We start from the raw sequence: 26,556 nt of genomic DNA on the forward strand, positions 1-26,556 counted from the left end.
GCAGCAGCACGGCGAGTGGCGGCGTTTCGCCGCAGCAGGCCGCCGCGCGGATTTTATTCTGCGCACCGTCGGTCCATGCACCATAATTCCCGCAAACGGGCAAAGGCAAGAACTATAGTGCCTGTTAAGGATACTGCAGCACAGCAGAAACGGGCCGGGTCAATGTGACACGGCCCGCTGCGGTTCTCCTCGTGTCACTCGCAACGAGCGTCACTTCATCAGGGCGCAACCACCCTCGGCCAGCGGGCGAAACGCCTGCTCGGCCGGAATCGTGGAGACCAGGCGATAGTAGTCGTAGGGGTACTTCGACTCCTCGGGCTTCTTCACCTCGAACAGATACATCGGATGCACCACGCGGCCGTCGGCGCGGATGGTGACATCGCCGAACAATTTGTCCTTGCCCTTCACCGTCTTCATCTGCGGCACGACATCCTTGGCGTCGTCGCTGGCGGTCGCTGCGACCGCGTTGAGATAAGCGAGCGTCGAGGCATAGACGCCGGCCTGGTTGCCGCTCGGCATCTTGCCGTTCATGCCGGGGCGCGCCGCAAAGCGCTTGGCGAAGGCGCGGGTGTCGTCGTCCATGTCCCAATAGAAGGCTTCGAGCAGCCGCAGGCCCTGCGCGGCCTTCAGGCCCATGCCGTGGATGTCATTGATGAACAGCAGGAACGCGACCAGCGACTGCCCGCCCTGCTGGATGCCGAACTCCGCGGCCTGCTTGACGGCGTTGATGGTGTCGCCGCCGGCATTGGCCAGCCCGATCACCTTGGCCTTGGAGCCCTGCGCCTGAAGAAGGAACGAGGCGAAGTCCGTGGTGCCGAGCGGATGCTTGGCCGAGCCGAGCACCTTGCCGCCGTTCTTTTCAATGTAATTGGTGGCCTCTGCCTCGATGCCCTGTCCCAGCGCGTAGTTGACCGTGATGAAGTACCAGTCCTTGCCGCCGCGGCCCATCATCGCGGCCGCCGTGGTGTTGCCGGTCGCCCAGGCGTCGTTGACCCATTGAATGGTGTTCGGCGAGCAAGCCTTGCCGGTGAGATCGGAGCTCGCCGTCGACGAGGCCAAGAACGTCATGCGGCTGTTGCGCAAGAGCTCGTTGATCGTGAGGCCGACGGCGGAGTTGGGCACGTCGACGATGGCGTCGACCTTGTCGACATCGAGCCATTTGCGCGCGATCGCCGAGCCGACATCGGCCTTGTTCTGGTGGTCGGCATAGACGATCTCGACCTTGATGCCTTTGCCGCCGCCGTTGAAATCCTCCGCCGCCATGCGTGCGGCCTCGACCGAGCCCATGCCGTTGGTGTCCTGGAAGATGCCGGAGATGTCGTTGAGCACGCCGACGCGCACGACATTGTCGGAGATCTCGCCCGCGGTTGCCGTGGCCGAGACGCCGAACGACGCCGCCAGCGCAAGCGCGCAGGTCCTGAGTTGCTTCATGATGGTCCTCCCCTTGGATTGCTTGTTTTGATTGTTGTCGAAACCGTCAGCTCTGCCGGTCCGGAATGCGCACCACGAGGCCCGCGAGCGCCGGCTGCACCTTGATCTGGCACGACAGCCGGCTGTTCGGCAGCCGCTCGGCGGCGGTGCCGTCGAGCAGGGCGTCCTCGTCGTCGGACACCGGGTCGAGCTTCGCCGTCCAGGCGTCGTCGACATAGACATGGCAGGTGGCGCAGACGGCGTTGCCGCCGCATTCGGCGGTGATGCCGTCGACGCCATGGGTGAGTGCGGCGAGCATGAGGCTGTCGCCGTCGGCGGCGTCCACGGTCTGGCTGCGGTTGTCGGGATGGATGAAGGTGATGGTGGTCATGACGTCGCTCAGGCTGGAGTGAAGGTGACCGGCAGGCTCTCCAGCCCGCGCAGCGTGTTGTTGTAGCGGCGCTTCGGCGCGCCGCTCATCGTGATGCTGCCGACCTTGCGCGCGAGCGCAGTCAGCACCGCCTCGCCTTCGAGCCTCGCGACGAGCTGGCCGACGCACATGTGGATGCCCGAGCCGAAGCCGACGTGGCCGGAGACTTTGCGCGTGATGTCGTAAGCATCCGGGTGCTCCCAGCGGCGCGGATCGCGATTGGCTGCGCCCAAGAACATCAGCACCTTCTCGCCTTCGGGAATGACGACGCCGCCGAGCTCGACATCACGCGTCGTGGTGCGGAAGAAGGTCTGCACCGGGCTCTCGAACCGCACCGCCTCCTCGAACGCGTTGCGCGCCAGCGACGGATCGGCGCGCAGCCGTGCAAACTGATCCGGAAAGCGCGCCAGGCAGGACACCGCCGCGCCGATGCCATAGACGGTGGTGTCGAGCCCGGCCGACAGCAGCGAGCGCACCAGCAAGGGCGCCTCGGCCGGCGTGATCTCGCCGCTGTCGCTGAAGGCATGGATGCAGGCGCCGAAACCGCCGGGCGCGAGATTGTCGCGCTGACATTGCTCGGTGACATAGGCCTGATGTGGCGCCGAGCGCTCGATCGCCTGCTGGCGCAATTCGTTCGGCGGACCGAACGCGTTGAACACAAGACTTGCATAGGGGATGAGATGGTCGCGCCCTTCGGCCTTCAGACCAAGTGCGTCGGGGAACACCGAGAGCGGATAGGCTTCGGCGAGATCGGGGATCGCATCGAACGTGCCGCGCGCCAGGAGTTCGTCAACCTTGGCCTCGGCCGCGGCCAGGAAGCCGTCGCGCAGCCGCTTCATCACCGAAGGCGACAGCACCTTGCTCAGCACCGCGCGGGTCCGCGTATGCGCCGGCGGATCCGCCTCCAGGATCAGGCTGGGCGGCCGCCACGGCTTCTCCTTGGCGAAATCGCTCAATCCCACGCCGCGGCTGGAACAGAAGGTCTGCGGATCGTTGAACACCGCGTAGACTTCAGCATAGCGGGCGACGCCGTAGACGTTCCACTGATCGAGATAGACGACGGGACCGGCCTCGCGCATCTCCTCATGCGCGGGATAGGGATCGTCGAAGAAGTCGTAGGAGAACGGATCGATCGCAAGATGCGGGATATCAGGCGCCACGCCGGTGTCCGAGGAAAGACCTGTTGGGTTCATGCTGCTCTCCCGAAGTTTGGCCTTGTCATGCGGCTTTTCGTATCCCTATGAGTGGGAATGCATGGACGCTGGAGATCATGAGCGGGAAACAGAGAAAGCCGCCCGAAGCGCCGCCACGCGAGACTGAGGGTCAAGATCGGACCCACGGCCTCACGCTCGATCTCGACCGCTATGTGCCGGCCTTCATCACCTTCATCGCCAACAAGCTGTCGAACAGCGCGACCGCGTTCTACCAGCGCAATTTCGGCGTCAACGTCACGGAATGGCGGATCATGTCGCTGCTGGCGATCGAGCCGGGCATCCCGGCCTCGCGCATCTGCAGCGTGATCGGCTTCGACAAGGGCCCGGTCAGCCGCACCCTGGCGCTGATGAAGGGCCGCGGCCTGATCGCGATCCGCGACGATCCGCAGGACGGCCGCAGCCACTCGATCTCGCTGACGGCCAAGGGCCGCGCCACGCACGACAAGGTCATCATCGCCGCGCTGGAGCGCGAGCGGCGGCTGCTGGCGTGCCTCGACGAGAGCGAGCAGGAAACGTTGATCGCCCTGCTCCGCCGCATCCACGACAATCTCGACGCCGTCACCGGCGCGAGCTGACCCCGGCCGAGATCGATCGCTCCAGTCCTGAGCGCCCTGCCCAGACCTTGCATTCGCGCGCGCGCAAGCGGCCGCGCCTGCTGCGAGCAGGCTGCGCATGGCGTTTCCATCCCTCGTTGGCGGCGCGGCTTTGCGCTGCGCCTCACTCAATCTACGAGCACAATCGTTCCACGGATTAGTTGCTTTGGCAACGATAAATTTGCTCCTCGCCCGGCGCGGGCGGCGCGGGTCCCGATGCTTACAATTTTAATGATCCATGCAGCGGCACGGCAATTTCGCCCTGCTATCCAGATTGTATCGGCGAACCCGCAGTCGCGGCGCAGCCTGCGGGAGAGACGGATGCTGGGATTCATCTTCGGATTCAATATGCGCCTCGGGCGGCTGCAGTACTTCCTGGCCTCGCTGGCGCTCGTGGTCGCCTTCATCGTCCTCGGCATCGTTCTCGCCATGGGCCTCGCGGCAGGGACCTCGCAAAAGGCGGGTCTCGCGCTGACCGGACCTCTCATGGTCTGGATCGGCCTGTTCCTAATCGCGAACGCCATGCTGCAGTCGATGCGCTTCCGCGACATCGGCTGGGACCCGGTGTGCGTGATCCCGGCCTGGATCGCCGTCATGGCGCTGGACTACGTCATCGCCGGCCGATTTCCCGAATATGCCGCGACGTCCGCCCAGCATGGGACGTGGGTCGGCAGCCTGGTCAATCTCGGCCTCAGCGCCGCGCTGCTGTTCTTCCCCAGCGGCGCCGACGATGCATCGTCTTCCGGCGGCAGGTCCGTGAGCACCGCGCCGGCGGCGACGTTCCGAAGCGCCCGCAGCTCCGGTTCGGCCACGGATGCCCGGCTCGCACGCATCACCGGCGGCGACGCCGGCCGGCGCAGCTACTAGGACAGCCAACCCACATTGCTCATTTTCTAAGCAGAATGCGAGGGGATCGCCGCTCGACCGGCCCAACGTCGGCCGGAGCCATCACATCAACCCTCTGAATTGCAATATTTTTCGCTTCCAACGCCGCATCCCCGGCCATGTACACAATGGCATGTGGCTTGCTACATCAGCAGCAGCATCGGCGAAGCGGAGCGCAAGCAAATGGCAACCCAGACATCAGATTCCGGACAGATCCGGGGCGCCGCGTGACCGAGACCGTCGCCGAGATCGTGGCCGCGCATCGCGCCGGCCTGACGACGCCGCAGCAGACGGTCGCCCGGACGTTCGACCGGATCCGCGCGCACAACGACCCCGCCATTTTCATCAGCCTGCGCGACGAGGCGGATGCGCTCGCAGAAGCCGGGGCGCTTTCGGGGAAGGACCCTGCGGCGCTGCCGCTGTATGGCGTGCCGGTTGCGGTGAAGGACAACATCGACGTCGCGGGATTGCCGACAACGGCCGCCTGCCCGGCCTTCGCCTATACGCCGGCCCGGGATTCCACCGCAGTCGCGCGGCTGCGCGCCGCCGGCGCGATCATCATCGGCAAGACCAATCTCGACCAGTTCGCCACCGGCCTCGTCGGCGTGCGCTCGCCCTATGGCATCCCGAAGAATCCAGTTCACGGTGACCTCGTGCCGGGCGGTTCGAGCTCCGGCTCGGCGGTCGCGGTGTCAGCGGGCCTGGTGCCGCTGTCGCTCGGAACGGATACCGCAGGCTCGGGCCGCGTGCCGGCCATGCTCAACAACATCGTCGGGCTGAAGCCGAGCCTCGGCATGATTTCGACGGCGGGTCTCGTGCCGGCGTGCCGGACGCTCGACTGCATCTCGGTGTTCTCGCTCACCGTCGACGATGCCGTGGCGGCATTGTCCGTGATGGCGGCGCCGGATCCGCTCGATCCGTTCTCGCGCGACCGGCCGCTCGCGGCCGTGACCGCGTTTCCGCAAGGCGTGAAGCTCGGCATTCCCCGCCCCGGACAACTGATCTTCTTCGGCGACAAGGCCGCGGAAGCGGCCTACAGCGCGGCCGTCGCGCGTTTCGTCAAGCTCGGCGCCGAGCTCGTCGAGTTCGACCTCGAGCCGTTCTACGAGACGGCGCGGCTGCTCTATGAAGGCCCGTGGGTGGCCGAGCGCTATCTCGTGATCCGTGACCTGCTCGCCTCCGATCCCGACGCCATCCATCCCGTGACGCGCGAGATCACCATCGGCGGCGCGCGCGGCAGCGCGGCCGACACGTTTGCGGCGCTGTATCGCCTGCAGGTGCTGCGCAAGGTCGCCGAGCGCACCTTCGGCGCGATCGATGCGATGGTGCTGCCGACGGCACCCACCGCCTACACGACCGCGGAGGTCCTCGCGGATCCGATCCTGCTCAACAGCCGCCTCGGCACCTACACCAATTTCGTCAATTTGCTCGATCTCTGCGGCCTCGCCGTGCCGGCCGCGATGCGCGGCGACGGGATTCCATTCGGCGTCACGCTGCTTGCACCGGCCGGGCAGGACGCGGCGCTGGCGAGCCTGGGCCGCGCCTTTCATGCCGACACGGCGCTGCCGGTCGGCGCCAAGGCTGTGCCGCAGCCGCCGCTGGCCCCGCCGTCACCGTCGCTGCATGGCGACGAGATCGCGATCGTCGTCGTCGGTGCGCATCTCTCCGGAATGGCGCTCAATCACGAACTGACAGGTCTGGGAGGTCGGCTGCTGGAAGCGACAGCGACCGCACCGGATTACAAGCTCTATGCGCTGTCGACCACGCCGCCCAAGCCTGGAATGCTGCGCATCGAGGAAGGCAAGGGCACCGCGATGGCGGTCGAGCTCTGGGCGCTGTCGGCCGCAAGCTTCGGAAAGTTCATCAACCTCATTCCGCCGCCGCTGTCGATCGGCACGATCCGGCTGCAGGACGGCCGCACCGCCAAGGGATTCCTCGTCGAGCCGGTTGCGCTGGACGGCGCGCGCGACATCTCGGAATTCGGCAGCTGGCGCGCCTACATGGCGCAGAAGGATTGAGGACTTCCGTCGTGACGAGCACGGCGCGGCCGTTGCAGCCAATCGGCTCATCACACCCGTTCGATCGCCGGAAGATCAGCGCGGTGCTCATGAATGCGCCCTCTCGCCACATGGCATAAGCGGCACACTGCCGCCGGGGTGAGAGCATCCTGCTCGTCCAAGAGTCCTACGCACGCGGCAAGCTCGATCTGCGCCTCCCCCGCGTGCGGGGGAGGTCGCATCGCATCGTCAGATGCGATGCGGGTGGGGGCCGCTCCGGAAAGACTGCCGCTGTGGCGCCCCCACCCCATCCCTCCCCCGCACGCGGGAGAGGGGGCGCACCACCGCCGGGGGGAGAGCATCCTGCTTGTCCAGGAGTCCTACTCTCCGCGGTTCCTAGCGAAGACGATCGGCGGCCTACACCGACACCGCGTAGATCTCGTACTCGCCGCGCACCAGCTCGATATGGGCTTTCATGGCGCTCGCGGCGCCCGCCTTGTCGCCGCGCAGGATGGCGACGACGACGCGGTCGTGCTCGGCATGCGACTTGGCGAGACGGCCGAGATTGCGGAATTGGGCGCGGCGGAACGGCTGCACGCGCACGCGCGTCGCCAGCGTGATCTCGGCGATATAGGCGTTGTGCGCGCCGGCATAGATCGCGTTGTGGAAACGCTCATTGACCTCGTGAAAGCGCTCGGGATTGCCGGCATGGCTGAGATTGCGCAGCTCGTCGTGAATCGCTTCCAGCCGCTGCCGCTCGACCGGCGTCATGCGCTGCGCGGCGAGGCCCGCACACATGCCTTCCAGCTCGGCCATCGCCTCGAACATGCCGGTGAGGCGGTCGACCGACGGGCGGGCCACCACGGCGCCGCGATGCGCACGCGCCTCGATCAGGCCGGACGCCGCGAGCTGGCGCAGCGCCTCGCGCACCGGCGTGCGCGAGACGTTGAAACGCTTGGCGATCTCGGTCTCGTCGAGCGGCGCGCCCGGCGCCAGCATGCCGCGAACGATGTCATCGGCGAGTTGCAGACGCAGCTCCTCGGCGCGCGTGATCTTCGCGACCGCCGGCGGCGCCCGCTCGCTGCGCTGCACGTCGGCTTCACGGATGACCCGCGCACGCGTCCGCGGCGGAAGATCGTCCAGGCTCATGCCTCAGGCGCCTTTTGCTTCGTCGATGATGCTGACATGGGCGGCCACGATTCTCCAGCCCTCGGGAAACCGGATCCAGGTCTGCATCTGGCGCCCGACCTTGCCGGGCACACTGTCGCGATAGAACAACGTCGAGGCGACCGCGGTGTCGCGGCCATAGGCAGTGATCACGGTGCGCGCGGTGCGACGCATCAATCCGACAGGCGAGCGCGCGGAGCGAAAGGCCGCGATCTCGCCATAGCCGTAGAGGTTCTCGCCGATGCCATAGCGCAAGGTGCGGGTGTCGTTCTTGAACAGTTCGTCGAGCACGGCAACGTCGTTGCTGACCAGCGCCTGTTCGTAACGCTGGAACTGCGCTGTGACCTCCGCAACGACATCAGGCAGATCGACTTCCATTCTCCAGAACTCCTCTCGGGGCCGGCGCAGCGGCGACGCCCAGCTGTTGCAAGGCGTGGGCCACACGCAATGCGACGTGCTCGCACCAGGGGGCGGCGATGATCTGCACGCCGATGGGCATCGGCGCCAGCGGAATGGGAATGGCGACGACGGGAAGTCCGATGAACGAGATCGGCTGGGTGTGGATGCCGATATTGGCGCGCACGGGCAGCTCGACGCCATCCAGCACGAAGGTCGCCTGCCCGAGCTTCGGCGCAATGCACGGCGTCGCCGGCGCGATCAGCACGTCGACCGACTTGAACAGCTCCAGCACCTTGGCGCGATACCAGCGGCGGAATTTCTGCGCGCGGTCGACCATCGGCGCCGGAATCATCGCGCCCGCAATCAGGCGATCGCGCACCGCCGGATCGAAATCCTGCGGCTGCTTACGCAGGCGGTCGAGATGCAGCGAGGCGCCTTCGGTCGTGCTGATGACATAGGCCGCGGCGCGCGCGCGCGCGGCTTCGGGCACATCGATAACCTGGGTTACTTTCAGTGCGGCGGCGACGCGACTGACAGCCTCGGCGGCTTCGGGAAACAGGTTCTTCTGGAAGTGACCGCCCGCAAGCGCGATGCGCAGACCATCGAGCCCGTGCGCAAGCAGAGCTGAGACGGGCTCCGGCGCGCGCGTGGTACATGCCGCATCCTCGGCGTCAGGCCCCTGCATCACGTCATAGGCAAGCGCGAGATCCTCGACCGAGCGCGCGAACGGGCCGAGATGATCGAGGCTCATCACGAACGGGAACGAGCGCGCACGCGACAGCCGGCCATAGGTCGGCTTCAGGCCGAAGATGCCGCAGAACGACGAGGGCACGCGGATCGAGCCGTTGGTATCGGAGCCGAGCGCGATCGGCACCAGGCCGCCGCCGACGGCGCTGCCCGAACCGCCCGACGAGCCGCCGCTCATCCGCGAGGGATCATGCGGATTGCGCGACGGACCGTCGTGCACATTCTCGCCGGTGAAGTCGTAGGCGTATTCGCCCATGTTGAGCGCGCCGACGAGGACGGCGCCGGCGGCTTCCATGCGCGCGATCAGCGTCGCGTCGCCGGTCGCCGGCGCACGATCGCGATTGATCTTGGAGCCGGCCCGCGTCGGCAGGCCCGCGACGTCGAACAAGTTCTTCACCGCGAAGGGCACGCCGGCGAGCGGGCCGACCGGCTTGCCGGCAGCAATGTCGGCATCGACCGCGCGCGCCTTCGCACGCGCCCGCTCGGCGGTCACGTCGGTGAAGGAATTGAGCACGCCGTCGCGAGCCGCGATCCGCGCCAAGGCGGCGTCGGTGGCCTCGACGGCGGTCAGCTTGCGGGTGGCGACCGCGGCGGCGATGGCGCCCGCGGTCATGTCGGCGGAATCAAGCGGTGAAGACACTGGCGGGCTCGGCTTCGTCAGTGAGGGAGAATTCGTCGACCAGCTTGGCCATCTTCAGCGAGACCGCGAGATTGGCGCGGATGGCCGGGCGCCAGGCATCCTCGATCGGCAGGCCGAGCGCGCGCCCGACGGCGTCGATGTAGTCATCCCAGTCCCGATCCGATGGCTCGGCCATGCAGCTCTCCCCCTCAATGCGCCGGCAACGGCGGATGCGGAATCGCGGTCAGCAATTCGCGCGTATAGGCATCCTGCGGATCACCTAGCACACGTTCGGACGTGCCTTCCTCGACGATTCGGCCCGACCGCATCACGATCACACGATCACACAACAGTCGCACCACGTTCAAATCATGCGAGACGAACAGATAGCTCATGCCCAGCTTCTGCTTGAGATCCTGCAGCAGATTGAGCACGACGGCCTGCACGGAGACGTCGAGCGCCGCCGTCGGCTCATCGAGGATGACGAGCTTCGGGTGCAGTGCGATCGCGCGCGCGATGCCGACGCGAGCCTTCTGGCCGCCCGACAATTGGTGCGGAAAACGGTCGAGCAGGTTCAGCGGCAGCCCGACCATGGTCGCGAGCTCCTCACAGCGCGCACGCAGCGCGTTGCGCCCCTTGATGTCACCGAGCTGCAAAATCGGATCGGCGATGGCGCGCGCCGCGGTGAAGCGCGGATTGAGGCTGTCGGTCGGATCCTGGAACACCATCTGGATATGGCTGCGCTGCGGCAGCCGCGCGAAGGCCTGCGGCAGGATGTTGCCGATCTCCTCGCCGTCGAAGCTGATGCGGCCCGAGGTCTGGTCGAGCAGCCGCATCACCATCATCGACGTCGTCGACTTGCCGCAGCCGGACTCGCCGACCAGCCCAACGCTCTCGCCGTGGCCGACCGTGAAGCTGATGCCGTCGACGGCGCGGAACACCTCCGGTTCGATCGCCGGCTTGCGGCCGAACAGTTTTGATAACGTCGCGGACGCACCCTGGCGGGGATATTCTTTGACCAGCTTGTCGACCAGGAGGAGCGGCTTGCTGCTACCCGTGCCCTGCTCACCTTCCCTGCTCCGCTCGTCACCCGCCCTCCGCTCGTCACCCCCGGGCTTGACCCGGGGGTCCATCGTCCTGCGCGACTCTTGCGCAGAAGGATGTATGGCCGGGTCAAGCCCGGCCATGACGGAGGGTGTGTGCGGCGCGGCCGACGCCTCCTCCTCCGGAAGGAGATCGCGCAAGGACACGCCGAGCCGCGGCGTGGCGCGCATCAGCTTGCGGGTGTAGGGATGCTGCGGATTGGCGAAGATGTCGGAGGCCTTTGCGGTCTCGACCACGCGGCCCTTCTCCATCACGACGACGCGGTCGCAATAGGCCGCGGCGAGGCCGAGATCATGCGTGATCAGGATCGTCGACATGCCGCGGCTCTTGGTCAGCTCGACGACGAGGTCCATCACCGCCTTCTGCGTGGTGACGTCGAGGCCCGTCGTCGGCTCGTCGGCGATCAGGAGCTGCGGATTGCAGGCCAGCGCCAATGCGATGACCACGCGCTGGCACATGCCGCCGGACAGTTCGAACGGATAGGCGTGGTAGCGCTCGCGCGGGCGGGCGATCTTAACCTGCTCGAGTGCGGCGATCGCCTTCTCGGCGCGGTCGCTGGCCGCGGCCTGGGCGTGCTGCTTCAGCACGTCCTCGATCTGCTGGCCCACTTTGCGGATCGGGTTGAGCGCCGCGCGCGGGTTCTGGAAGATCATCGAGATCTCGCGTCCGCGCAGGTCGCGCATCTCGGTCTCGGCGGCCGCCTTGACGTCGACGCCGGAGAACATCACCGAGCCCTCGGCGATACGGCCGGCGCGGTCGAGGATGCGCATGACGGCATAGGAGGTCACGGACTTGCCGGAGCCGGACTCGCCGACAATGGCCAGCGTCTCGCCCTTGGCGACGGAGATGTCGACATGCTGCACCGCCTTGACGATGCCGCGACGGGTGGAGAATTCGACCGTGAGATCGCGAACGTCGAGCAGCGGCTGGGCGGTCATGTTGCTCTCCAGACTCTCAGACCGTCATGCGCGGACTTGATCCGCGCATCCATCCAAGCCAACAGATTCGTGGTCAGTTGATGGATTGCCGGGTCAAGCCCGGCAATGACGGAGTTTTGGTGTGGCGCGCCCATCGCCTCACGTCCTGCGCTGGGGATCGACGATGTCGCGCAGGCCGTCGCCGAGCAGGTTGAAGCAGAACACGGCGATCATCAGCGCGAGGCCGGGGAACAGCGCGATCCACCATTCGCCCGAGACCATGAAGGACGCGCCCTCGGCGACCATGATCCCCCACTCCGCCGTCGGCGGCCGGACGCCGAGGCCGATGAAGGACAGGCCTGCGGCATTGAGGATGGCGTAGCCCATGGTCAGCGACATCTGCACGATCATGATCGGCATGATGTTGGGCAGGATATGGCCGAGCAGGATTCGCAGCTCGCTGTTGCCGGAGAGGCGCGCGGCCTGCACGAAGCCGGCGTTGCGGCGGACATTGGCTTCCGCGCGCGCGACGCGGGCATAGAGCGGGAAGTTCACGATCGCGGTCGCGATGATGATGTTCTGCACGGTGTTGCCGAGCGCTGCGACGATGCCCATGGCCAGCACGAACAGCGGGAACGCCATGATGGTATCGGCGATGCGGCCGACGATGCGGTCGGTCCAGCCGCCGAAGAAGCCGGCGGCGACGCCGGCGAGGCCGCCCATGAAGAACACCAGCGCGACGGAAGCGACCGCGATGAACGTATCGAGCCGGGTCGCGACCACGACGCGGCTGAAGATGTCGCGGCCGAGCTGATCGGTGCCGAACCAATGCGCCGCCGATGGCGGCTTCAGCGCGGACGCGGTGTCGCTGGCGAGCGGATCATACGGCACGATCCACGGCCCGAAGATCGCCGCGAACAGGATGATGACCAGCAGCCCGAAGGCAAAGCCCGTCACCTTGTTCTCGGCGAGCACATAGCGCGCATGCCCGATCAGGGCCATGAGGCCGGACGTGCTGTTGGCGGCGGCAGGTTCGAGGGTCGGCGCGACAGTGCTCATCCTTCCAGCCTCACACGGGGATCGATGACGCCATAGAGAATGTCGATGACGAGGTTGAGGATCACGTACATGACCGCCATCGTCAGCACGAAGCCCTGCACCGGCGCGAAGTCGGAGGCGATCAGCGCCTCGACCGCGTAGGAGCCGATGCCCGGCCAGGCGAACACCTTCTCGACCAGCACGTTGGCGCCGAGCAGGAACGAGAACACCATCGACAGCGTGGTGATGACCGGCAGCATGGCGTTGCGGAACGCATAGGTGACGGTGACCGTCGAGGGCGACAGGCCCGAGGCGCGCGCGGTGCGCACGAACTCCGACGACAGGATCGCCAGCATCGAGGCGCGCGTCATGCGCGCGATCGGCGCCAGCGAAAAGATCGCGAGCGTCGCGGCGGGCAGGATCAGCTGGCTCAAGGCCGAACGGAACGCCTCGCCGTCGCGGGCGATCAGCGTGTCGATCAGATAGAAACCGGTCACATTGTTCGGCGCGCTGTAGAACACGTCGAGCCGGCCGAGCGGCGCCGGCGACCAGCCGAGCCGGAAATAGAACACGTAGACCAGCACGAGGCCGGTGAAGAACACCGGCAGCGACACGCCGGCCGTGGTGACGACGCGGCAGGTGTGATCGATCCACGATCCCGGCCGGGTCGCAGCGAGCACGCCGAGCGGCAGCGCGATCGCGACCGATACCAGCAGACCGAGCAGCGTCAGCTCCGCCGAGGCCGGCAGGCGATTACGGATCTCGGTGGCGACCGGCTGGCCCGTCGTCAGCGAGCTGCCGAGATCGCCATGGGCGAGATCGACGGTGTAGCGGAAGAATTGCTCGACCAGCGGCTTGTCGAAGCCGAGCTTCTTGCGGATCTGCTCGACCGCTTCCTTGGTCGCGGCGGGACCGGCGAAGTAGGCGGCGGGATCGCCCGGCAGTGCTCGGGTCAGCAGGAAGGTGACGATCACGACGCCGATCAGCGAGGGGATGGCGAAGGCGAGGCGCTTGGCGATCAGGCTCAGCATGGGCACTGCCTCGCCGGAACGAGGCACGATTTGGCAGCACGGCCCGGTGCGCTCCCTCCCCCCTTGTGGGGGAGGGCTGGGGAGGGGGGTAAGCCGCAACGGCGGTGGCTGTGGCTACCCCCCTCCCCGCCCCTCCCCCACAAGGGGGGAGGGAGGGAAAGAGCGCGGCTCACCTCACTTGCCCTGATCACGACGCTCATCCCTTCACCAGCGCGCGATAGTCAAGGCGGCGGTGGAACCAGTACTGATAGCCGGAGATGTTCTTCTGCATCGCGACGTTGACGAATGGCTGGTACAGCGGAATGCGCGGCACCTCGGCGAAGGCGAGATCGACGAAGCCCTTCACGTCGGCGTCGTACTTGGCCTTGTCGCCGATCGCGGCGGCGTCGCGGGCGCCGTCGATGAACTTGTCCATCACCGGCGACTTGTAGCTCATCGTGTTGAACACGGAATTGTTGCCGTGATAGCACCAGTAGAAGAAATACTCGGGATAATCGAGCCAGCCCGAGAACACGTTGGTGTAGAGCGGCATTTCCTTCTTGTTCAGCTCGGTGCGCCAGTTGGCGCCAGGCACCTTGTTGATCGTGGTCTTGATGCCGAGCTGGGCGAGGCTCTCCTGCACCAGCACGCACAGGGGCTCGTTCACTTGCGCGAAGTTGAGGTCGAACGAGATCGTGGTCTCGAAGCCATTGGGATAACCGGCTTCCGCGAGCAAGGCCTTCGCCTTGTCCATGTCGGTGAAGTACTTGGTCGGCTGCGGCCAGGCGACGTCGGTCGCCTTGTCGGCCGGCGCACCGAACATCGGATTGGCGAGGCCGAACAGCACCGCGTCCATGATCTTCTGGTAAGGCATGGCATAGGCCATCGCCTGCCGCACCTTCGGATTGTCGAACGGCGGCTTGGTGACGTTCATGCCGATATACTGGATGCCGTTGGAGAACGGCAGCGACACGACGCTGAGCTTGCCGTTCGTCTTCATCTCCTGGAAGTCCTTGAACGGCAGCTCGTAGGAAATGTCAGCGTCGCCACGCTCGAGCAGCGCCCGGCGGTTGCCGGCCTGCGGCACCATCCGCCAGATCACGCGCTTGATCTTGGGCAGCGGGCCACACACCCAGTCGTCGTTGCGCTCCATGATGACTTCGGTGCCGGCGGTCCACTTCGTCACCTTGTAGGCGCCGGAGCCCGCGGTCTGCTGCTTGGTGTATTCGAGGCCCCAGGGGTCCTTTTCCGTGGCGTTCTTCTTCACCAGCTCGGAATTGACCACGCAGGGCACGATGACCGCGAGATCGGGGATCGTCAGCCGGTCCTTCTTCAGGAAGTCGACGCGCACGGTATGGTCGTCGACGATGACGAACTGCTCCGGCTTGGTGAGCGAGCCCGCGCTCATCTGAAAGGTCGGAAAGCCGCCGACGCTGACGGCACGGTCGAGCGACCATTTCACGTCCTTGGCCGTGACCGGGGTCCCGTCGTGAAATTTCGCGTTCTTGCGCAGTTTGAAGGTGGCGGACATGTCACCGATGGTCATGTCCTCGGCGAGCTCGGGCTTGAACTTGTCGCGGTCGTAATAGGGCACGCCGCCCGGGCCGCTCTTCATCTCGTGGCTGATGAGGCGGTCGTAGCAATTCCACGACACTTCGTAGCCCGGCACGTTGGTGCCGACGCCGTGGATGTCGAGATTGTTGGGGCCGCCCTCGGACACGATGAGCAGCGTCTCGGACCGCGCATCGGCCCTGGCGGAGGAGATCACCGCCGGCGCCATCGGCAGCGCGGCACCTGCGGCCAGACCGGACACGGACTTCAGAAAATCACGACGCTTCATCAAATGCTCCCGAGAACAACGACCGGCGGGAACATTGATCGCAAGCTTCGTGCCAAGCCCAGGAACCAGCTAAGCCGTTGAATTCGCTACAGGCGAGCACATGAACGGCAGCTTGGGCAGAACCTCATTGCATACAGAAGGGCGAAATTGCACAAATTGTAGCCTACGCAACCAGCATGCGACCGATTTACGCAGCGCTCCCCTCAGGATCCGTCCGGCCAGATCAACGCCTGCAGCTGATCGAAGCTGCTGACCTTGGCAGGCCAATCCGGAATGGCGATGTGCCGAACGGGATCGCTGGCCCGGTGCAGCATCATGAGCACGAGCAGCCGTCGCTTGAGCCGCCAGTCAATCGCGGACGGCGCGAGACCATAGCCCTCGAACAGCGCCCGCACGCGGCCCGCATGACCCGCAGCCATGAACGCGCTGGGCCCGAGCAGATCGTACTCCCCGCGACCGGTCATGACGTCGCCGAAGTCGAACAGGCCGCTGACGCGCCAGCCATCGCCATCGCGCGCGACGAGGAAGTTCTCCGGAATGTATTCGCCGGTGAGAATGACCGGCGGCGTATCAGTCCGAAGCCATGCCGCCGCGTCGCGCAGGAGATCGTCGAGTTCGGCAAGAAGCCGCTCGGGCAAGCCGAGCCGCGTGTGACGCGCATGGCATCCGGCGATCTGCGCCTGCAGGAAATCCGGCCAGCGCGGCTCGAGCGCGAGCAGATCGCCGGGCGGGACGCGGTGCATGGCGGCGATCAACCGGCCGAGCTGCCGCAGCAGATGCTGCTTGCCGTCTTCCGGCAGTTGCGGCCACACCTGCGCGGCGGGGATGCCGTGGAGCCGTGTCATGATCAGGTAGGACCAGCCGTCACGCTCGCCCGCGTGCTGGAGCTCCGGCGTGTCGACGGCCCCGACGCGCCCGCCGAGCAGACGCAGCGTGGCCTGCTCCGACCGAAACCGTCCGTGCAGGATGGCGGGGAAGATCTTCAGGATCGCACCGTCGCCAATCGCTGCGACCAGATTGGTACCCGCCGCGAAGGGCGCCAGGGGCGCTTCGCCATAGCCATGGCCGCGGACGATGTCGCGTGCAACGGGCAGCCAGCGCGCTGTGTCGGCCCGCAGCCGCCGGAGCTCGGCGCTATCCGCAACCGGCGGCAGCGTCGGCGTCAACGGTCCGGGCTCGCACGCTCGAACTGGCGCAGCAGCTTGTTGCCGCGCTCGACGGCGGAATCCAGCGCCGCCTGCGCCGGCTTGCGGCCGCTGAACGCCTGCTCCATTTCGTCCTCGATCGCATCGCGGATCAGCACGAAGGAGCCGAGCCGCAGGCCGCGCGAATTCTCCGTCGGCGGATGCAGCGTCACCTGCTCGATCGAGATCGCCGCCCCCGGATTGCGGTCGTAGAACCCTTGCGCACGGGTGAGATCGAAGGCGGCCCGGGTGATCGGCAGATAGCCGGTGTTCTGGTGCCAGGCCGCCTGGATGTCCGGCCGCGACAGATAGGCAAAGAATTTGGCGACGCCCTTGTATTCGGCCCTGGGACGGTCGCGCAGCACCCACAGCGTCGCGCCGCCGATGATCGAGTTCTGCGGCGCCCCGGCAATGTCGGGCCAATACGGCAGCATGCCATAGCCGACCTCGAATTTCGAATTCGCCTTGATATCGGCGCGCGTCGCCGACGAGCCGATGAAAATGCCGCACTCGCCCTTCTGGAAGCGCGGCTCTGCCGCCTGCCCGCGGCCTCCGTAGTCGAAGACCTTGCTCTTCTGCCATTCCGCCAGTTGGCCGACGTGCCGCGCGACCTGCGGATTGTTGAAGCTCAGCACGGCATCCAGTCCGCCGAAGCCGTTGGCGCGGCTGGCGACCGGCAGGTTGTGGAAGGCGGAAAAGTTCTCGATGTTGATCCAGGACGGCCAGGAGGTCGTGAAGCCGCAGGCCATGCCATGGTCGCGCAGCCGCTTGGCCGCCTGGCCGAGCTCCGGCCATGTCTTCGGAGGCGCAGACGGATCGAGCCCGGCGGCCCGAAACTGGTCCTTGTTGTAGTACAGGATCGGCGTCGACGCGTTGAACGGAAATGACAGCATGTTGCCGTCGGCATCCGCATAATAGCCGGCGACGGCAGGCAGATAGGCGGCCGGCGAAAAGCCCTCCTGCTCGTCGCGCATCAACTCGTACACGGGATAGATCGCGCCCTTGGCCGCGGTCATCGTCGCGGTCGCGATCTCATTGACCTGCACGATCGCCGGCTGGCTGCGCGAGCGAAACGCGAAGATCGCGGCCGTGACGGTTTCGGTGTAGCTCCCCTTGTAGGTCGGCACGATGCGATAGTCGGCCTGCGACGCGTTGAACTCGGCGGCCAGCCGGTCGACCTGCCTGCCGAGCTCGCCCGACATCGCATGCCACCACGCAATCTCGGTCGCGGCGTGAACCTCGGCGGCAGAGCCGACGGCGCAGAGAAGCAATCCGATCGAAAGACAACGGGACAGAAACCTCACCGGATTGATCTCCAACTCGTTTGATGAATGCGCGCGTGACTGAAATCGCAATCGGAACCAATATGGCCAACCAACAACCCTTGGCTGCAACAACTTTTGAGTAACCCATTGAACGGGTATCGCTTTGGCGTCAGAATGGCCTTATAGCACCTGCTCGGGACCCCCGTTGAACCTTTTCGTTTCCAGGCCGACCTCATCATCAAGGGGAAAGTGTTGCCTGTGTACTGCGCCCGTCTTTCGTCGATCTCGAGAGTGGACGCCGCGCCGGTGTTCGCGCGGCCTTTGGCAGGCGCGCGCCGCCGCCCGTCGCCGCAATTGGCTGCGGCGCAGCATTCGAGCCGGTCGACGCGCGGAAGCTGGCGTGCGGCCGGGTTCCGCTCGCGCGGCCTGAGGTAGCGATCGTGGCGCGGTCCGAGCAACCGGGATCCGTCAAGCGGCCGTTGAGCCTGGCGGTGCTGGGCCGGGCGCGGATCGTTCGCGTGCTGCGGGCCGTTCCGATCCGCTGGCGTATCCTGTCGATCGCCGCCCTCAACTCGGCGGTCGTGATCGTGCTGGCGGCGCTGATCTGGAACGGTGCCACAGTGCTGGGCACCGCCTGGGACGATGTCCGCCAGGTCCGCGAATCCGACAAGGTGCTGGCTCTGCTGGAAAGCGAAACCAGCCGGCTGCAGAACCTGATCCACCGCTACATCAATCAGCCGAGCCCGGAGCTGTTTGCCGAGATCCTGCTGCTGCGCGAGGCCGTGCTCGGCACGCTCACCACGCGCGCCTCGACCGATCCGATGCTGTCGGGCTCGGTGGAGGAGTTGGAGCGGGTCACGGTGCGCTTTCTCGATGGCTTCGGCGAACTGCGCGCACTGCAGGCGACGATCTCCAAGACCTATGAGGAGGAAGTGCTCGGCCCCGCCCGCGACATTGCCGGCCTCTATTCGGTGATCGAGGGCGCGACCGGCCATCGCGACGCCGAGATCTGGCCGTCGCTCGGCAAGTCTCGCGAGGCCTTCACGGCCATGCTGGTGGCCGCAAACTCCTATTATCTGTCGCTCGCGCCCGCCTCCGCCGACGATGCCCGCCGCAACACGGAAACCATCGAGAAGACCATTCCGGTGATGTCCAGCCTGGCCGACAACGATCTGCAGCGGCTCGCGCTGCAGCGGCTGTCGGCTCGGACCGCGGCGTTGCGCGCCGGCTTTTCCAAGCTCACCGACCAACTGACGAACCGCACCGAGCTCCTGCGCAACACCATCGATGCGAGCCAGGCCGAGACCATCGGCGCGATCGATGACCTCTCGGTGAAGATGCGCCAGCACGAGCAGAAGGCGCAGGCGACCTTCGACAAGACGCTGAAGGACATCTCGCGCCGCGTGCTGTCGATCGCGGTGATCTTCCTCGGCATCATCCTGTCAGCGGGCGTGCTGATCGCCCTGTCGATCCGCCTGCCGCTGCAGCAGATCATGGCCTCGATGCGCGCGATCATGCTCGGCGATTACGACCGCAAGGTCCAGGGCACCGAAGCGCGCGACGAGGTCGGCGCGATGGCCCGCGCGGTGGAAACCTTCCGCGAGAACGCGATCGCCAAGCGCAAGACCGAGGACGAGTTGCGCACCGCCAAGGAGAAGGCCGAAAGCGCCCTGCTGGAGCTGAATGCCGCGCAGCGGAATCTGATCGATGCCGAACGGCTCGCCGCGCTCGGCGGCCTGGTCGCTGGCGTGGCCCATGAGGTCAACAACCCGATCGGCATCAGCCTGACTGTGGCCTCGAGCTTTGCGCGCCGGGTCGAGATGTTCGAGGCGGCGCTGCGCTCGCCGGAAGGCGGCCTGCGCCGGTCGCAGCTGGAGGAATTCGTGCGCTCCTCGCGCGACGCTTCGGTGCAACTGGTCGCCAATCTGCAGCGCGCCGGCGAACTGATCCAGTCGTTCAAGCAGGTCGCGGTCGACCGTTCCCATGCGGAGCGGCGGACGTTCCTGCTCGGCGAGGCCACCGATCAGATCATCACCAGCCTCAAGCCGGTGCTCAAGCGCGCCCCGATCACGCTCGAGGTCGATGTCCCCGAGGGCCTCTTCATCGACGGCTATCCCGGCTTCTATGGCCAGATCCTGACCAACCTCTTCCTCAATGCCGTCAACCATGCCTTCGCCGACGGCCGCTCGGGAACGATCTCGATCACGGCGCGGCCGCGCGGGACGGATGACATCGAGATCATTTTCGCCGATAACGGCGCCGGCATGACCCCCGACGTGCAGCGGCAGGCGTTCGACCCGTTCTTCACGACCCGCCGCAACGAAGGGGGCACCGGCCTCGGGCTGCATATCGTCTACAACCTCGTGACGCAGCAGCTCGGCGGCCGCATGATGCTGGAATCCCGCGAGGGACAAGGCACCACCTTTCGGATTATCATGCCGCGGGTCGCCAAGGGCGGCGCCGAGACGGCAATGGGTGACGGAACGACGCAATGGCCGAACAGGACGATGTCCTCCAGCTGATCGAGGATGCCGGTTTCGACGAGGACGACCGTTCGGCCCGGAAGTGGAAAATTGCCGTCATCGACGACGACCATGCCGTGCACGAGGGCACGCGGTTTGCGCTGTCGGACTACAGCCTGAACGGCCAGGGCCTCGAGATCCTCTCCGCCTATTCGGCCGCCGAGGGGCGCGCCCTGATGCGGGAGCACAGCGACATCGCCGCGGTGCTGCTCGACGTCATCATGGAGACCGACGTCGCCGGCCTCGAGCTCGTCGAATACATCCGCAACGAAATCAAGAACGAGACCGTCCGCATCATCCTGCGCACGGGACAGCCCGGCCAGGCGCCTGAGCGGCGCGTCATCGTCCAATACGACATCAACGACTACAAGGCCAAGACCGAGCTGACGGCCGACAAGCTGTTCACCTCGCTGACCGCGGCGCTGCGCAGCTACCAGCAGCTCGAGCGCATGGTACAGACAAGGCGCGGCCTCGAGATCATCATCGACGCCGCCTCGACCCTGTACGACTTCAAGTCGATGCAGCGGCTGGCCGAGGGCGTGCTCACGCAGATAGCCTCCCTGCTCAACGTCGACTGCGCCGGAATCCTCGTGCTGCGCGACGACGGCAGCCAGACCGAGGATTTCTCGGTGCTGGCCGGCTCCGGCTGCTACAGTCGGTTCTCCGGCGCCGTCACCTCGCGCTCGCTCGACCCCGATCTCCGCGACATGGTCGAGGCCGCGTTCCGGCAGCGCAGCAACGAATTCGCCGATCACCGCACCGTGCTCTATGTCCGCACCGGCTCGGGGCGCGAGGTGGTGGTGCTGCTGCAGGCGGAGCGGCCGCTGTCGGAGACGGATCGCTCGCTGGTGGAGATCTTCTCCAGCCGCCTGTCGATCGCCTTCGACAACGTGATCCTCTATCAGCAGCTGCATGAGGCCAACACCCAGCTCGAAGACCGCGTCGCCCAGCGCACCCGCGCGCTGATGCAGGCCAACCGGCGGCTGTCGGCGCAATGGCTGCGGCTGCAGCGTGCCAACGGCTTCAAGAACGAGATCCTGGGCACTGTCGCGCACGATCTGAAGAATCCGCTCGGCGTGATCCTCGGCCGCACCGAGATGCTGACCGAGCTGATCGCGACCGGCGCCTCGGCCGAGGGCATCACCAGCCAGATCGGCCACATTCGGGACGCGGCCAAGCGGCTGACCTCGATGGTCGACCATCTGATCTCGGACGCGATGGCCGATGCGTTCGACATCACCATCCGCCGTGAGCCGGTCGATATCGCCGCGCTGGTCCATGAGGTGGTCGAGGCCAACCAGCCCCTGGCGCTGAACAAGCAGCAGGTCATCGCGGTCTCCGCGCCGCCGCAGCTGTCGACGATGTGCGACATCGACCGCGTTCGCGAGGCGATCGACAATCTCCTGAGCAACGCCATCAAATACAGCCCGATCGGCGGCCGAATCAGCGTCGACGTCAGCGGCGATGGGGACAACACGAGCATCGGCATCACCGACCAGGGCGCCGGCCTGTCGCCGGAGGACCTCGGACGGCTGTTCGGGCGATTCCAGCGGCTGTCGGCCAAGCCGACCGCGGGCGAGAGCTCGACCGGGCTCGGCCTGTCGATTGTCAAACGCATCGTCGACATGCATGGTGGCGAGGTGACGGCCAAGAGCGATGGGCCGGGAGCGGGGTCAACCTTCACCATCACACTGCCGGCGGCCGAGTTGTCATGAGTCAGAGCCAGCACATCATCATCGTCGACGACGAGGCGCCCGCCCGCGAGATGGTGGGTGATTACCTCAAGATGCACGGTTTCACCGTGACCTTGTGCGACGGTGGCAAGAGTCTGCGCAGCGCCATCGAGACCGGGCCAGCCGATCTCGTCGTGCTCGACCTCAACATGCCCGAGGAGGATGGCCTCTCCATCATCCGCGATCTCAAGGGCCGCACCAACATCCCGGTCATCATGCTGACCGCGACAGCCAGTCCGATCGACCGCGTGGTCGGCCTCGAACTCGGCGCCGACGATTATGTCGCCAAGCCCTGCGAGCTGCGCGAATTGATGGCCCGCATCCGCTCCGTGCTGCGTCGCAGTGTCCCGGCCAAAGCCGCCGCCGTGGCGGCTGTCGCGGAGCCCGCCCCGGCCAAGGCCCCGGACCCGCAGCTGGTGCGGTTCGGGACCAAATGGCTCGATCTCGATGCCCAGGCGTTGCGCGACGATGAGGGCAACGAGCATCCGCTGACCGCCTCTGAATTCGGCCTGCTCAAGGTATTCGCGGCCAATCCGAAGCGGGTACTGTCCCGCGAACGGCTGCTGGAGCTCGCCAATGCCCGCGACGCCGAGGCATTCGACCGTGCCGTGGACCTGCGCATCATGCGGATTCGCCGCAAGATCGAGCCGGATCCCGCGAAGCCGGCGGTGATCCGCACCATCCGTGGCGGCGGCTATCTGTTTTCTCCGGCCGGCGACAAGGCCTGAATCGGCCCTGCGCGGGGGCTTGCGCGACATCAGCAGCCGGCTTGGGCGCTGATTCCGTTCCGCATTTTGGAATAAGGCACAATTCCGCCACGACTGTTTCGCGATGTGCGGCGCGACGAAACATTTCTGCCGGTCGACGAAACCATTTTCCTGCTTTGGTGCAGACGTCCCGAAACGGGGCCCCCGTAACAATCCCACCCGTCGAAACGCCGCAAGGGGGCGGCGGAACGGGAGAGTGACATGCAGAACGTCGTTGCCATCAATTCCGCCGCCAGCCGGGGCATCATCGCGGCCCAGGCGACCACGGACGACATGCTCCTGGAGAGCATTGCCGATGGTGACCGCACCGCGATGCACACGCTTTATGCGCGCCATAATGTGCGGGTCTATCGTTTCATCCTGCGCATCGTCCGCGACACCACGATTGCCGAGGACCTCGTCAGCCAGGTGTTCCTGGACGTCTGGCGCACCGCCAAGCAGTTCGAAGGCCGCTCGCAGGTCTCGACCTGGCTGCTCTCGATCGCCCGCTTCAAGGCGCTGACCGCGCTGCGCCAGCGCCGCTTCGAGGACATCGACCAGGACGAGGTGCGCGAGATCGCCGACGACAGCGACACGCCGGAGACCTCGCTCGAGCGCTCCACCACCAGCGCCATCCTGCGCGCCTGCGTCGCCAAGCTGTCGCCGGCGCATCGCGAGATCATCACCCTGATCTACTACCATGAGAAGTCCGTGGAGGAGGTCGGCCAGATCATCGGCATCCCGCAGTCGACGGTGAAGACCCGCATGTTCTACGCCCGCAAGCACCTCGCGGAACTCCTGCGCGGCGCCGGCGTTCATAGCCTAGCGGCCTGATCGCGCTTCCTTCTCGTCGGGACCGGTGTCCCGGCGGGTTCCCGTGGCGACACCAAGAAAATCGCCGAACGAAACAATTGAAACATTCGGCGCAATCACTCGGAAAAGTTCGACCGCTAGAACGTGACCCATCAACCGGACGTCAGTCCCCCAGCTGATCCCGGTTTTGAGCGAGCAAATTCCACCTCCAAGGTTGCTCCGAAGACCCGGCGGATGCCCCCGCCGGGTCTTCGTCTTTTGTGGGGTCGGTATAGGGCGATTTGACCATTTGATATCGCCTTGTCCCGATGCAATGGTCCGCGCGAGAAGGGCCGGGCGCGCCCTGCAATGACGGACGGTCGCGGATGTTCGGTTTGGATGCGGTGGAGCTCGCGCGCGCGCAGTTCGCCTTCACGGTCACCTTCCACATCATCTTCCCTGCCTTCTCGATCGGGCTCGCCTCCTACCTTGCGGTGCTGGAAGCGCTGTGGCTGTGGACGGGGCGGGACGTCTTCCTCAACGTCTTCAACTACTGGCTCAAGATCTTCGCCATCGCGTTCGCGATGGGCGTTGTCTCCGGCATCGTGATGTCCTACCAGTTCGGCACCAACTGGTCGGTCTATTCCGACAAGGTCGGACCGGTGATCGGCCCGCTGATGGCCTATGAGGTGCTGACCGCGTTCTTCCTCGAGGCCGGGTTCCTCGGCGTCATGCTGTTCGGGCTCAAGCGCGTCGGGCCGAAGCTGCATTTCCTCGCCACCCTGATGGTCGCCGTGGGCACGTTGATCTCGGCGTTCTGGATCCTCTCGGCCAATTCCTGGATGCAGACGCCGGCCGGCTACGCCGTGAACGCCGAGGGCCAGTTCGTCTCGGTCGACTGGCTCAAGGTGATCTTCAATCCGTCCTTCCCGTATCGGCTCGTCCACATGGTGCTGGCGGCCTATCTCACGACCTCGCTGGTGGTCGGCGCGGTCGGCGCCTGGCATCTGCTGCGCAATCCGCATCTGCCGGGCCCGCGCGTGATGTTCTCGATGGCGATGTGGATGGCGGCGCTGGTGGCGCCGCTCCAGATCTTCGTCGGTGATCAGCATGGCCTGAACACGCTCGAGCACCAGCCGGTGAAGATCATGGCCATGGAGGGCCATTTCGAGAGCCACAAGGACGGCGCGCCGCTGTATCTGTTCGGCTGGCCCGACCAGGAAAAGGGCGAGCTGAAATATGCGCTCGGCATTCCCAAATTCGGCTCGCTGATCCTCAAGCACCAGATCGACGCGCCGATGGCCGGGCTCGACACCGTGCCCCGCAAGGACTGGCCGCCGGTGCCGATCACCTTCTGGTCGTTCCGCATCATGGTCGGGCTGGGGATGCTGATGCTGGCGCTCGGCCTATTCAGCCTGTGGGAGCGCTGGCGCGGCCGCCTGTACATCAATCGCGGCCTGCATCGCTTCGCGATTGCGATGGGTCCCGCCGGCTTCATCGCCGTGATCGCCGGCTGGGTCACCACCGAGACCGGCCGCCAGCCGTTCACCGTGTACGGGCTGCTGCGCACGGCGGACTCCGTTTCGCCTCTGGCCGCACCGGCCGTGGGCGCCTCGCTCATCGCCTTCATCGTCGTGTATTTCATCATCTTCGCCGCTGGCGTTGCGTACATCCTGCGCCTGATGGCTGACCCGCCGCATCCCGGCGAGCCCGGCCCGAGCGGCACGGAGCCGGTGCGATCAGCCGGCATCACACCGGCCGCCGGCGTCGTGCAGGGAGCGGGATCATGAGCGTCGCCGTCGATCTCGCCACGCTCTGGGCCTTCATCATCGCGCTCGCGGTCTTCATCTATGTCGTGATGGACGGCTTCGACCTCGGCCTCGGCATCCTCTTCCCGCTGTTTCCGGGCAAGCATGACCGCGACATCATCACCAACACCGTCGCGCCGGTATGGGACGGCAACGAGACCTGGCTGGTGCTCGGCGGCGGCGGGCTGATGGCGGCGTTTCCACTCGCCTACTCCATCCTGCTGCCGGCGCTCTATGCGCCGCTGATCGCGATGCTGGTCGGGCTGATCTTCCGCGGCGTCGCCTTCGAATTCCGCTGGCGCACGCGCAGCACACGCAATCTCTGGGACATCGCCTTCGCCGGCGGCTCCTGGGTCGCGGCGCTGGCGCAGGGCATCGCGCTCGGCGCGATCCTGCAGGGCGTGCATGTCGACGGCCGGCACTATGCCGGCGGCTGGTGGGACTGGCTGACGCCGTTTTCCATCCTCACCGGCGTGTCGCTGGTCGCAGGCTACGCGCTGCTCGGCGCCACCTGGCTGATCCTGAAGACCGAGGGCGACCTGCGCGACAAGGCCTATCGCATCAGCTGGGTGCTCCTGTTCATGATGCTGCTCGCCATCGCCGCCGTGAGCCTGGCGACGCCGCTGCTGACCATCCAATATGCCCAGCGCTGGTTCAGCTGGCCGGCGATCGTGCTGACCGCGCCGGTGCCGCTCGCCGTCATCGGCGTCACCGTGCTGCTGATGAAGAACCTCGCCCAGAAGCACGACGGCTGGCCGTTCTTTCTGGCTCTCGCTTTGTTCTTCCTGTCCTATGCCGGCCTCGGCATCAGCATGTATCCCTACATCGTGCCGCAGAGCGTCACGATCTGGCAGGCCGCCGCGCCCGAGCGCAGCCAGTTGATGATGCTGCCCGGCGTGCTGGTGCTGGTGCCGCTGATCCTGGGCTACACCGGCTGGGCCTATTGGGTGTTTCGCGGCAAGGTCGGCCATGACGCCGGCTACCATTGATGCCGCCGTCACCACCTCCCGCCCCGCTCGCCAAGCGCCTCGCCTGGTTCGTCGCGCTGTGGCTCGCCGGCGTGGCCACCGTCGGCGCGGTCGCATTTCTACTGCGACTCTGGATGAAGCTTGGATGACGGTCGGCCACGCTCGCTC

General features: G+C 66.2%; 23 protein-coding genes. 10 read left to right on the forward strand and 13 right to left on the reverse strand.

The window, feature by feature from the left end; all coding sequences use genetic code 11:
- Positions 1 to 210: 210 nt before the first annotated feature.
- The 3 genes from ACQR1L_RS03365 to ACQR1L_RS03375 are packed head-to-tail and all read right to left on the reverse strand — an operon-like array spanning position 211 to position 3,033.
- A complete protein-coding gene (locus ACQR1L_RS03365) occupies positions 211 to 1,431 on the reverse strand; it encodes an ABC transporter substrate-binding protein (protein WP_434856477.1) in 1,221 nt (406 codons plus the stop codon).
- Positions 1,432 to 1,477: 46 nt separating this feature from the next.
- Positions 1,478 to 1,801: a 2Fe-2S iron-sulfur cluster-binding protein gene (locus tag ACQR1L_RS03370; RefSeq protein ID WP_434856478.1), complete on the reverse strand. Its 324-nt coding sequence runs from the start codon at positions 1,799 to 1,801 to the stop codon at positions 1,478 to 1,480.
- A gap of 8 nt (positions 1,802 to 1,809) precedes the next feature.
- Complete coding sequence (locus tag ACQR1L_RS03375) at positions 1,810 to 3,033, reverse strand: cytochrome P450 (protein ID WP_434856479.1); 1,224 nt, start codon at positions 3,031 to 3,033, stop codon at positions 1,810 to 1,812.
- 77 nt (positions 3,034 to 3,110) lie between these two features.
- On the opposite strand from ACQR1L_RS03375, the gene ACQR1L_RS03380 reads away from it, so the two are divergent.
- The 3 genes from ACQR1L_RS03380 (at position 3,111) to atzF (ending at position 6,550) form a co-directional block, all read left to right on the forward strand.
- Positions 3,111 to 3,629, forward strand: a complete 519-nt coding sequence (locus ACQR1L_RS03380) for a MarR family winged helix-turn-helix transcriptional regulator (RefSeq protein WP_434856480.1) — start codon at positions 3,111 to 3,113, stop codon at positions 3,627 to 3,629.
- A gap of 339 nt (positions 3,630 to 3,968) precedes the next feature.
- A complete protein-coding gene (locus tag ACQR1L_RS03385) occupies positions 3,969 to 4,514 on the forward strand; it encodes a DUF805 domain-containing protein (protein WP_434856481.1) in 546 nt (181 codons plus the stop codon).
- Positions 4,515 to 4,759: 245 nt separating this feature from the next.
- The gene (gene atzF / locus ACQR1L_RS03390; RefSeq protein WP_434856482.1) at positions 4,760 to 6,550 is read left to right on the forward strand and encodes an allophanate hydrolase; all 1,791 of its coding nucleotides are present in this window, start codon (positions 4,760 to 4,762) and stop codon (positions 6,548 to 6,550) included.
- A gap of 396 nt (positions 6,551 to 6,946) precedes the next feature.
- Here atzF and ACQR1L_RS03395 read toward each other — a convergent pair whose 3' ends face one another.
- The 10 genes from ACQR1L_RS03395 to ugpB all read right to left on the reverse strand — a co-directional run bounded on the left by ACQR1L_RS03395 (position 6,947) and on the right by ugpB (position 17,849).
- On the reverse strand, positions 6,947 to 7,678 hold the full coding sequence (locus tag ACQR1L_RS03395; protein ID WP_434856483.1) for a GntR family transcriptional regulator: 732 nt from the start codon (positions 7,676 to 7,678) through the stop codon (positions 6,947 to 6,949).
- Positions 7,679 to 7,681: 3 nt separating this feature from the next.
- Complete coding sequence (gene hpxZ, locus ACQR1L_RS03400) at positions 7,682 to 8,074, reverse strand: oxalurate catabolism protein HpxZ (RefSeq protein WP_434856484.1); 393 nt, start codon at positions 8,072 to 8,074, stop codon at positions 7,682 to 7,684.
- Positions 8,055 to 9,455 (reverse strand): AtzE family amidohydrolase, encoded by a 1,401-nt coding sequence (locus ACQR1L_RS03405; RefSeq protein WP_434856578.1) that lies wholly within the window; start codon positions 9,453 to 9,455, stop codon positions 8,055 to 8,057. Before ACQR1L_RS03405 ends, hpxZ begins: the two co-directional genes overlap by 20 nt.
- Positions 9,456 to 9,465: 10 nt before the next feature.
- The gene (locus ACQR1L_RS03410) at positions 9,466 to 9,657 is read right to left on the reverse strand and encodes a DUF4089 domain-containing protein (protein ID WP_434856485.1); all 192 of its coding nucleotides are present in this window, start codon (positions 9,655 to 9,657) and stop codon (positions 9,466 to 9,468) included.
- A 13-nt stretch (positions 9,658 to 9,670) separates the two neighbouring features.
- A complete protein-coding gene (locus ACQR1L_RS03415) occupies positions 9,671 to 11,503 on the reverse strand; it encodes a dipeptide ABC transporter ATP-binding protein (protein ID WP_434856486.1) in 1,833 nt (610 codons plus the stop codon).
- A 138-nt stretch (positions 11,504 to 11,641) separates the two neighbouring features.
- Positions 11,642 to 12,541: an ABC transporter permease gene (locus tag ACQR1L_RS03420; RefSeq protein ID WP_434856487.1), complete on the reverse strand. Its 900-nt coding sequence runs from the start codon at positions 12,539 to 12,541 to the stop codon at positions 11,642 to 11,644.
- Positions 12,538 to 13,551, reverse strand: a complete 1,014-nt coding sequence (locus ACQR1L_RS03425; protein WP_315722552.1) for an ABC transporter permease — start codon at positions 13,549 to 13,551, stop codon at positions 12,538 to 12,540. Before ACQR1L_RS03425 ends, ACQR1L_RS03420 begins: the two co-directional genes overlap by 4 nt.
- 196 nt (positions 13,552 to 13,747) lie before the next feature.
- Positions 13,748 to 15,370, reverse strand: a complete 1,623-nt coding sequence (locus ACQR1L_RS03430; RefSeq protein ID WP_434856488.1) for an ABC transporter substrate-binding protein — start codon at positions 15,368 to 15,370, stop codon at positions 13,748 to 13,750.
- 203 nt (positions 15,371 to 15,573) lie between these two features.
- Complete coding sequence (locus tag ACQR1L_RS03435; protein WP_434856489.1) at positions 15,574 to 16,536, reverse strand: phosphotransferase family protein; 963 nt, start codon at positions 16,534 to 16,536, stop codon at positions 15,574 to 15,576.
- Positions 16,533 to 17,849: a sn-glycerol-3-phosphate ABC transporter substrate-binding protein UgpB gene (ugpB, locus tag ACQR1L_RS03440; RefSeq protein WP_434856579.1), complete on the reverse strand. Its 1,317-nt coding sequence runs from the start codon at positions 17,847 to 17,849 to the stop codon at positions 16,533 to 16,535. The genes ACQR1L_RS03435 and ugpB overlap by 4 nt, the downstream gene beginning before the upstream one ends.
- A gap of 506 nt (positions 17,850 to 18,355) precedes the next feature.
- Here ugpB and ACQR1L_RS03445 point away from each other — a divergent pair.
- The 7 genes from ACQR1L_RS03445 to ACQR1L_RS03475 all read left to right on the forward strand — a co-directional run bounded on the left by ACQR1L_RS03445 (position 18,356) and on the right by ACQR1L_RS03475 (position 26,537).
- Complete coding sequence (locus ACQR1L_RS03445; protein WP_434856580.1) at positions 18,356 to 20,341, forward strand: ATP-binding protein; 1,986 nt, start codon at positions 18,356 to 18,358, stop codon at positions 20,339 to 20,341.
- The gene (locus ACQR1L_RS03450) at positions 20,311 to 22,056 is read left to right on the forward strand and encodes an ATP-binding response regulator (RefSeq protein WP_434856490.1); all 1,746 of its coding nucleotides are present in this window, start codon (positions 20,311 to 20,313) and stop codon (positions 22,054 to 22,056) included. Before ACQR1L_RS03445 ends, ACQR1L_RS03450 begins: the two co-directional genes overlap by 31 nt.
- Positions 22,053 to 22,802 carry a response regulator gene (locus ACQR1L_RS03455; protein ID WP_434856491.1) on the forward strand — a complete coding sequence of 250 codons (750 nt, stop codon included), beginning with the start codon at positions 22,053 to 22,055 and terminating at the stop codon, positions 22,800 to 22,802. The genes ACQR1L_RS03450 and ACQR1L_RS03455 overlap by 4 nt, the downstream gene beginning before the upstream one ends.
- Before the next feature lie 240 nt (positions 22,803 to 23,042).
- Complete coding sequence (locus ACQR1L_RS03460; RefSeq protein ID WP_434856492.1) at positions 23,043 to 23,654, forward strand: sigma-70 family RNA polymerase sigma factor; 612 nt, start codon at positions 23,043 to 23,045, stop codon at positions 23,652 to 23,654.
- Positions 23,655 to 23,998: 344 nt separating this feature from the next.
- The gene (locus ACQR1L_RS03465; RefSeq protein WP_434856493.1) at positions 23,999 to 25,402 is read left to right on the forward strand and encodes a cytochrome ubiquinol oxidase subunit I; all 1,404 of its coding nucleotides are present in this window, start codon (positions 23,999 to 24,001) and stop codon (positions 25,400 to 25,402) included.
- Entirely contained in the window at positions 25,399 to 26,409 is a 1,011-nt protein-coding gene (gene cydB, locus ACQR1L_RS03470; protein WP_434856494.1) for a cytochrome d ubiquinol oxidase subunit II, read from the forward strand. Before ACQR1L_RS03465 ends, cydB begins: the two co-directional genes overlap by 4 nt.
- Positions 26,409 to 26,537, forward strand: coding sequence for a DUF2474 family protein (locus ACQR1L_RS03475; RefSeq protein WP_434856495.1), 129 nt, complete (start codon positions 26,409 to 26,411; stop codon positions 26,535 to 26,537). The genes cydB and ACQR1L_RS03475 overlap by 1 nt, the downstream gene beginning before the upstream one ends.
- Positions 26,538 to 26,556: the final 19 nt, after the last annotated feature.

The sequence above is a fragment of the Bradyrhizobium sp. HKCCYLR20261 genome, from assembly GCF_051168435.1.
GTDB lineage: Bacteria > Pseudomonadota > Alphaproteobacteria > Rhizobiales > Xanthobacteraceae > Bradyrhizobium.

Excerpts from the sequence above, each read along its gene's own strand:
- ACQR1L_RS03395 (WP_434856483.1), bottom strand. The coding sequence starts at position 7,678 with ATGAGCCTGGACGATCTTCCGCCGCGGACGCGTGCGCGGGTCATCCGT.
- ACQR1L_RS03460 (WP_434856492.1), top strand. The coding sequence starts at position 23,043 with ATGCAGAACGTCGTTGCCATCAATTCCGCCGCCAGCCGGGGCATCATC.
- ACQR1L_RS03415 (WP_434856486.1), bottom strand. The coding sequence starts at position 11,503 with ATGACCGCCCAGCCGCTGCTCGACGTTCGCGATCTCACGGTCGAATTC.
- ACQR1L_RS03475 (WP_434856495.1), top strand. The coding sequence starts at position 26,409 with ATGCCGCCGTCACCACCTCCCGCCCCGCTCGCCAAGCGCCTCGCCTGG.
- ACQR1L_RS03425 (WP_315722552.1), bottom strand. The coding sequence starts at position 13,551 with ATGCTGAGCCTGATCGCCAAGCGCCTCGCCTTCGCCATCCCCTCGCTG.
- ACQR1L_RS03380 (WP_434856480.1), top strand. The coding sequence starts at position 3,111 with ATGAGCGGGAAACAGAGAAAGCCGCCCGAAGCGCCGCCACGCGAGACT.
- cydB (WP_434856494.1), top strand. The coding sequence starts at position 25,399 with ATGAGCGTCGCCGTCGATCTCGCCACGCTCTGGGCCTTCATCATCGCG.
- ACQR1L_RS03430 (WP_434856488.1), bottom strand. The coding sequence starts at position 15,370 with ATGAAGCGTCGTGATTTTCTGAAGTCCGTGTCCGGTCTGGCCGCAGGT.
- ACQR1L_RS03370 (WP_434856478.1), bottom strand. The coding sequence starts at position 1,801 with ATGACCACCATCACCTTCATCCATCCCGACAACCGCAGCCAGACCGTG.
- ACQR1L_RS03465 (WP_434856493.1), top strand. The coding sequence starts at position 23,999 with ATGTTCGGTTTGGATGCGGTGGAGCTCGCGCGCGCGCAGTTCGCCTTC.
- ACQR1L_RS03450 (WP_434856490.1), top strand. The coding sequence starts at position 20,311 with ATGGCCGAACAGGACGATGTCCTCCAGCTGATCGAGGATGCCGGTTTC.
- hpxZ (WP_434856484.1), bottom strand. The coding sequence starts at position 8,074 with ATGGAAGTCGATCTGCCTGATGTCGTTGCGGAGGTCACAGCGCAGTTC.
- ACQR1L_RS03405 (WP_434856578.1), bottom strand. The coding sequence starts at position 9,455 with ATGACCGCGGGCGCCATCGCCGCCGCGGTCGCCACCCGCAAGCTGACC.
- ACQR1L_RS03375 (WP_434856479.1), bottom strand. The coding sequence starts at position 3,033 with ATGAACCCAACAGGTCTTTCCTCGGACACCGGCGTGGCGCCTGATATC.
- ACQR1L_RS03365 (WP_434856477.1), bottom strand. The coding sequence starts at position 1,431 with ATGAAGCAACTCAGGACCTGCGCGCTTGCGCTGGCGGCGTCGTTCGGC.
- ACQR1L_RS03420 (WP_434856487.1), bottom strand. The coding sequence starts at position 12,541 with ATGAGCACTGTCGCGCCGACCCTCGAACCTGCCGCCGCCAACAGCACG.
- ACQR1L_RS03410 (WP_434856485.1), bottom strand. The coding sequence starts at position 9,657 with ATGGCCGAGCCATCGGATCGGGACTGGGATGACTACATCGACGCCGTC.
- ACQR1L_RS03385 (WP_434856481.1), top strand. The coding sequence starts at position 3,969 with ATGCTGGGATTCATCTTCGGATTCAATATGCGCCTCGGGCGGCTGCAG.
- ACQR1L_RS03455 (WP_434856491.1), top strand. The coding sequence starts at position 22,053 with ATGAGTCAGAGCCAGCACATCATCATCGTCGACGACGAGGCGCCCGCC.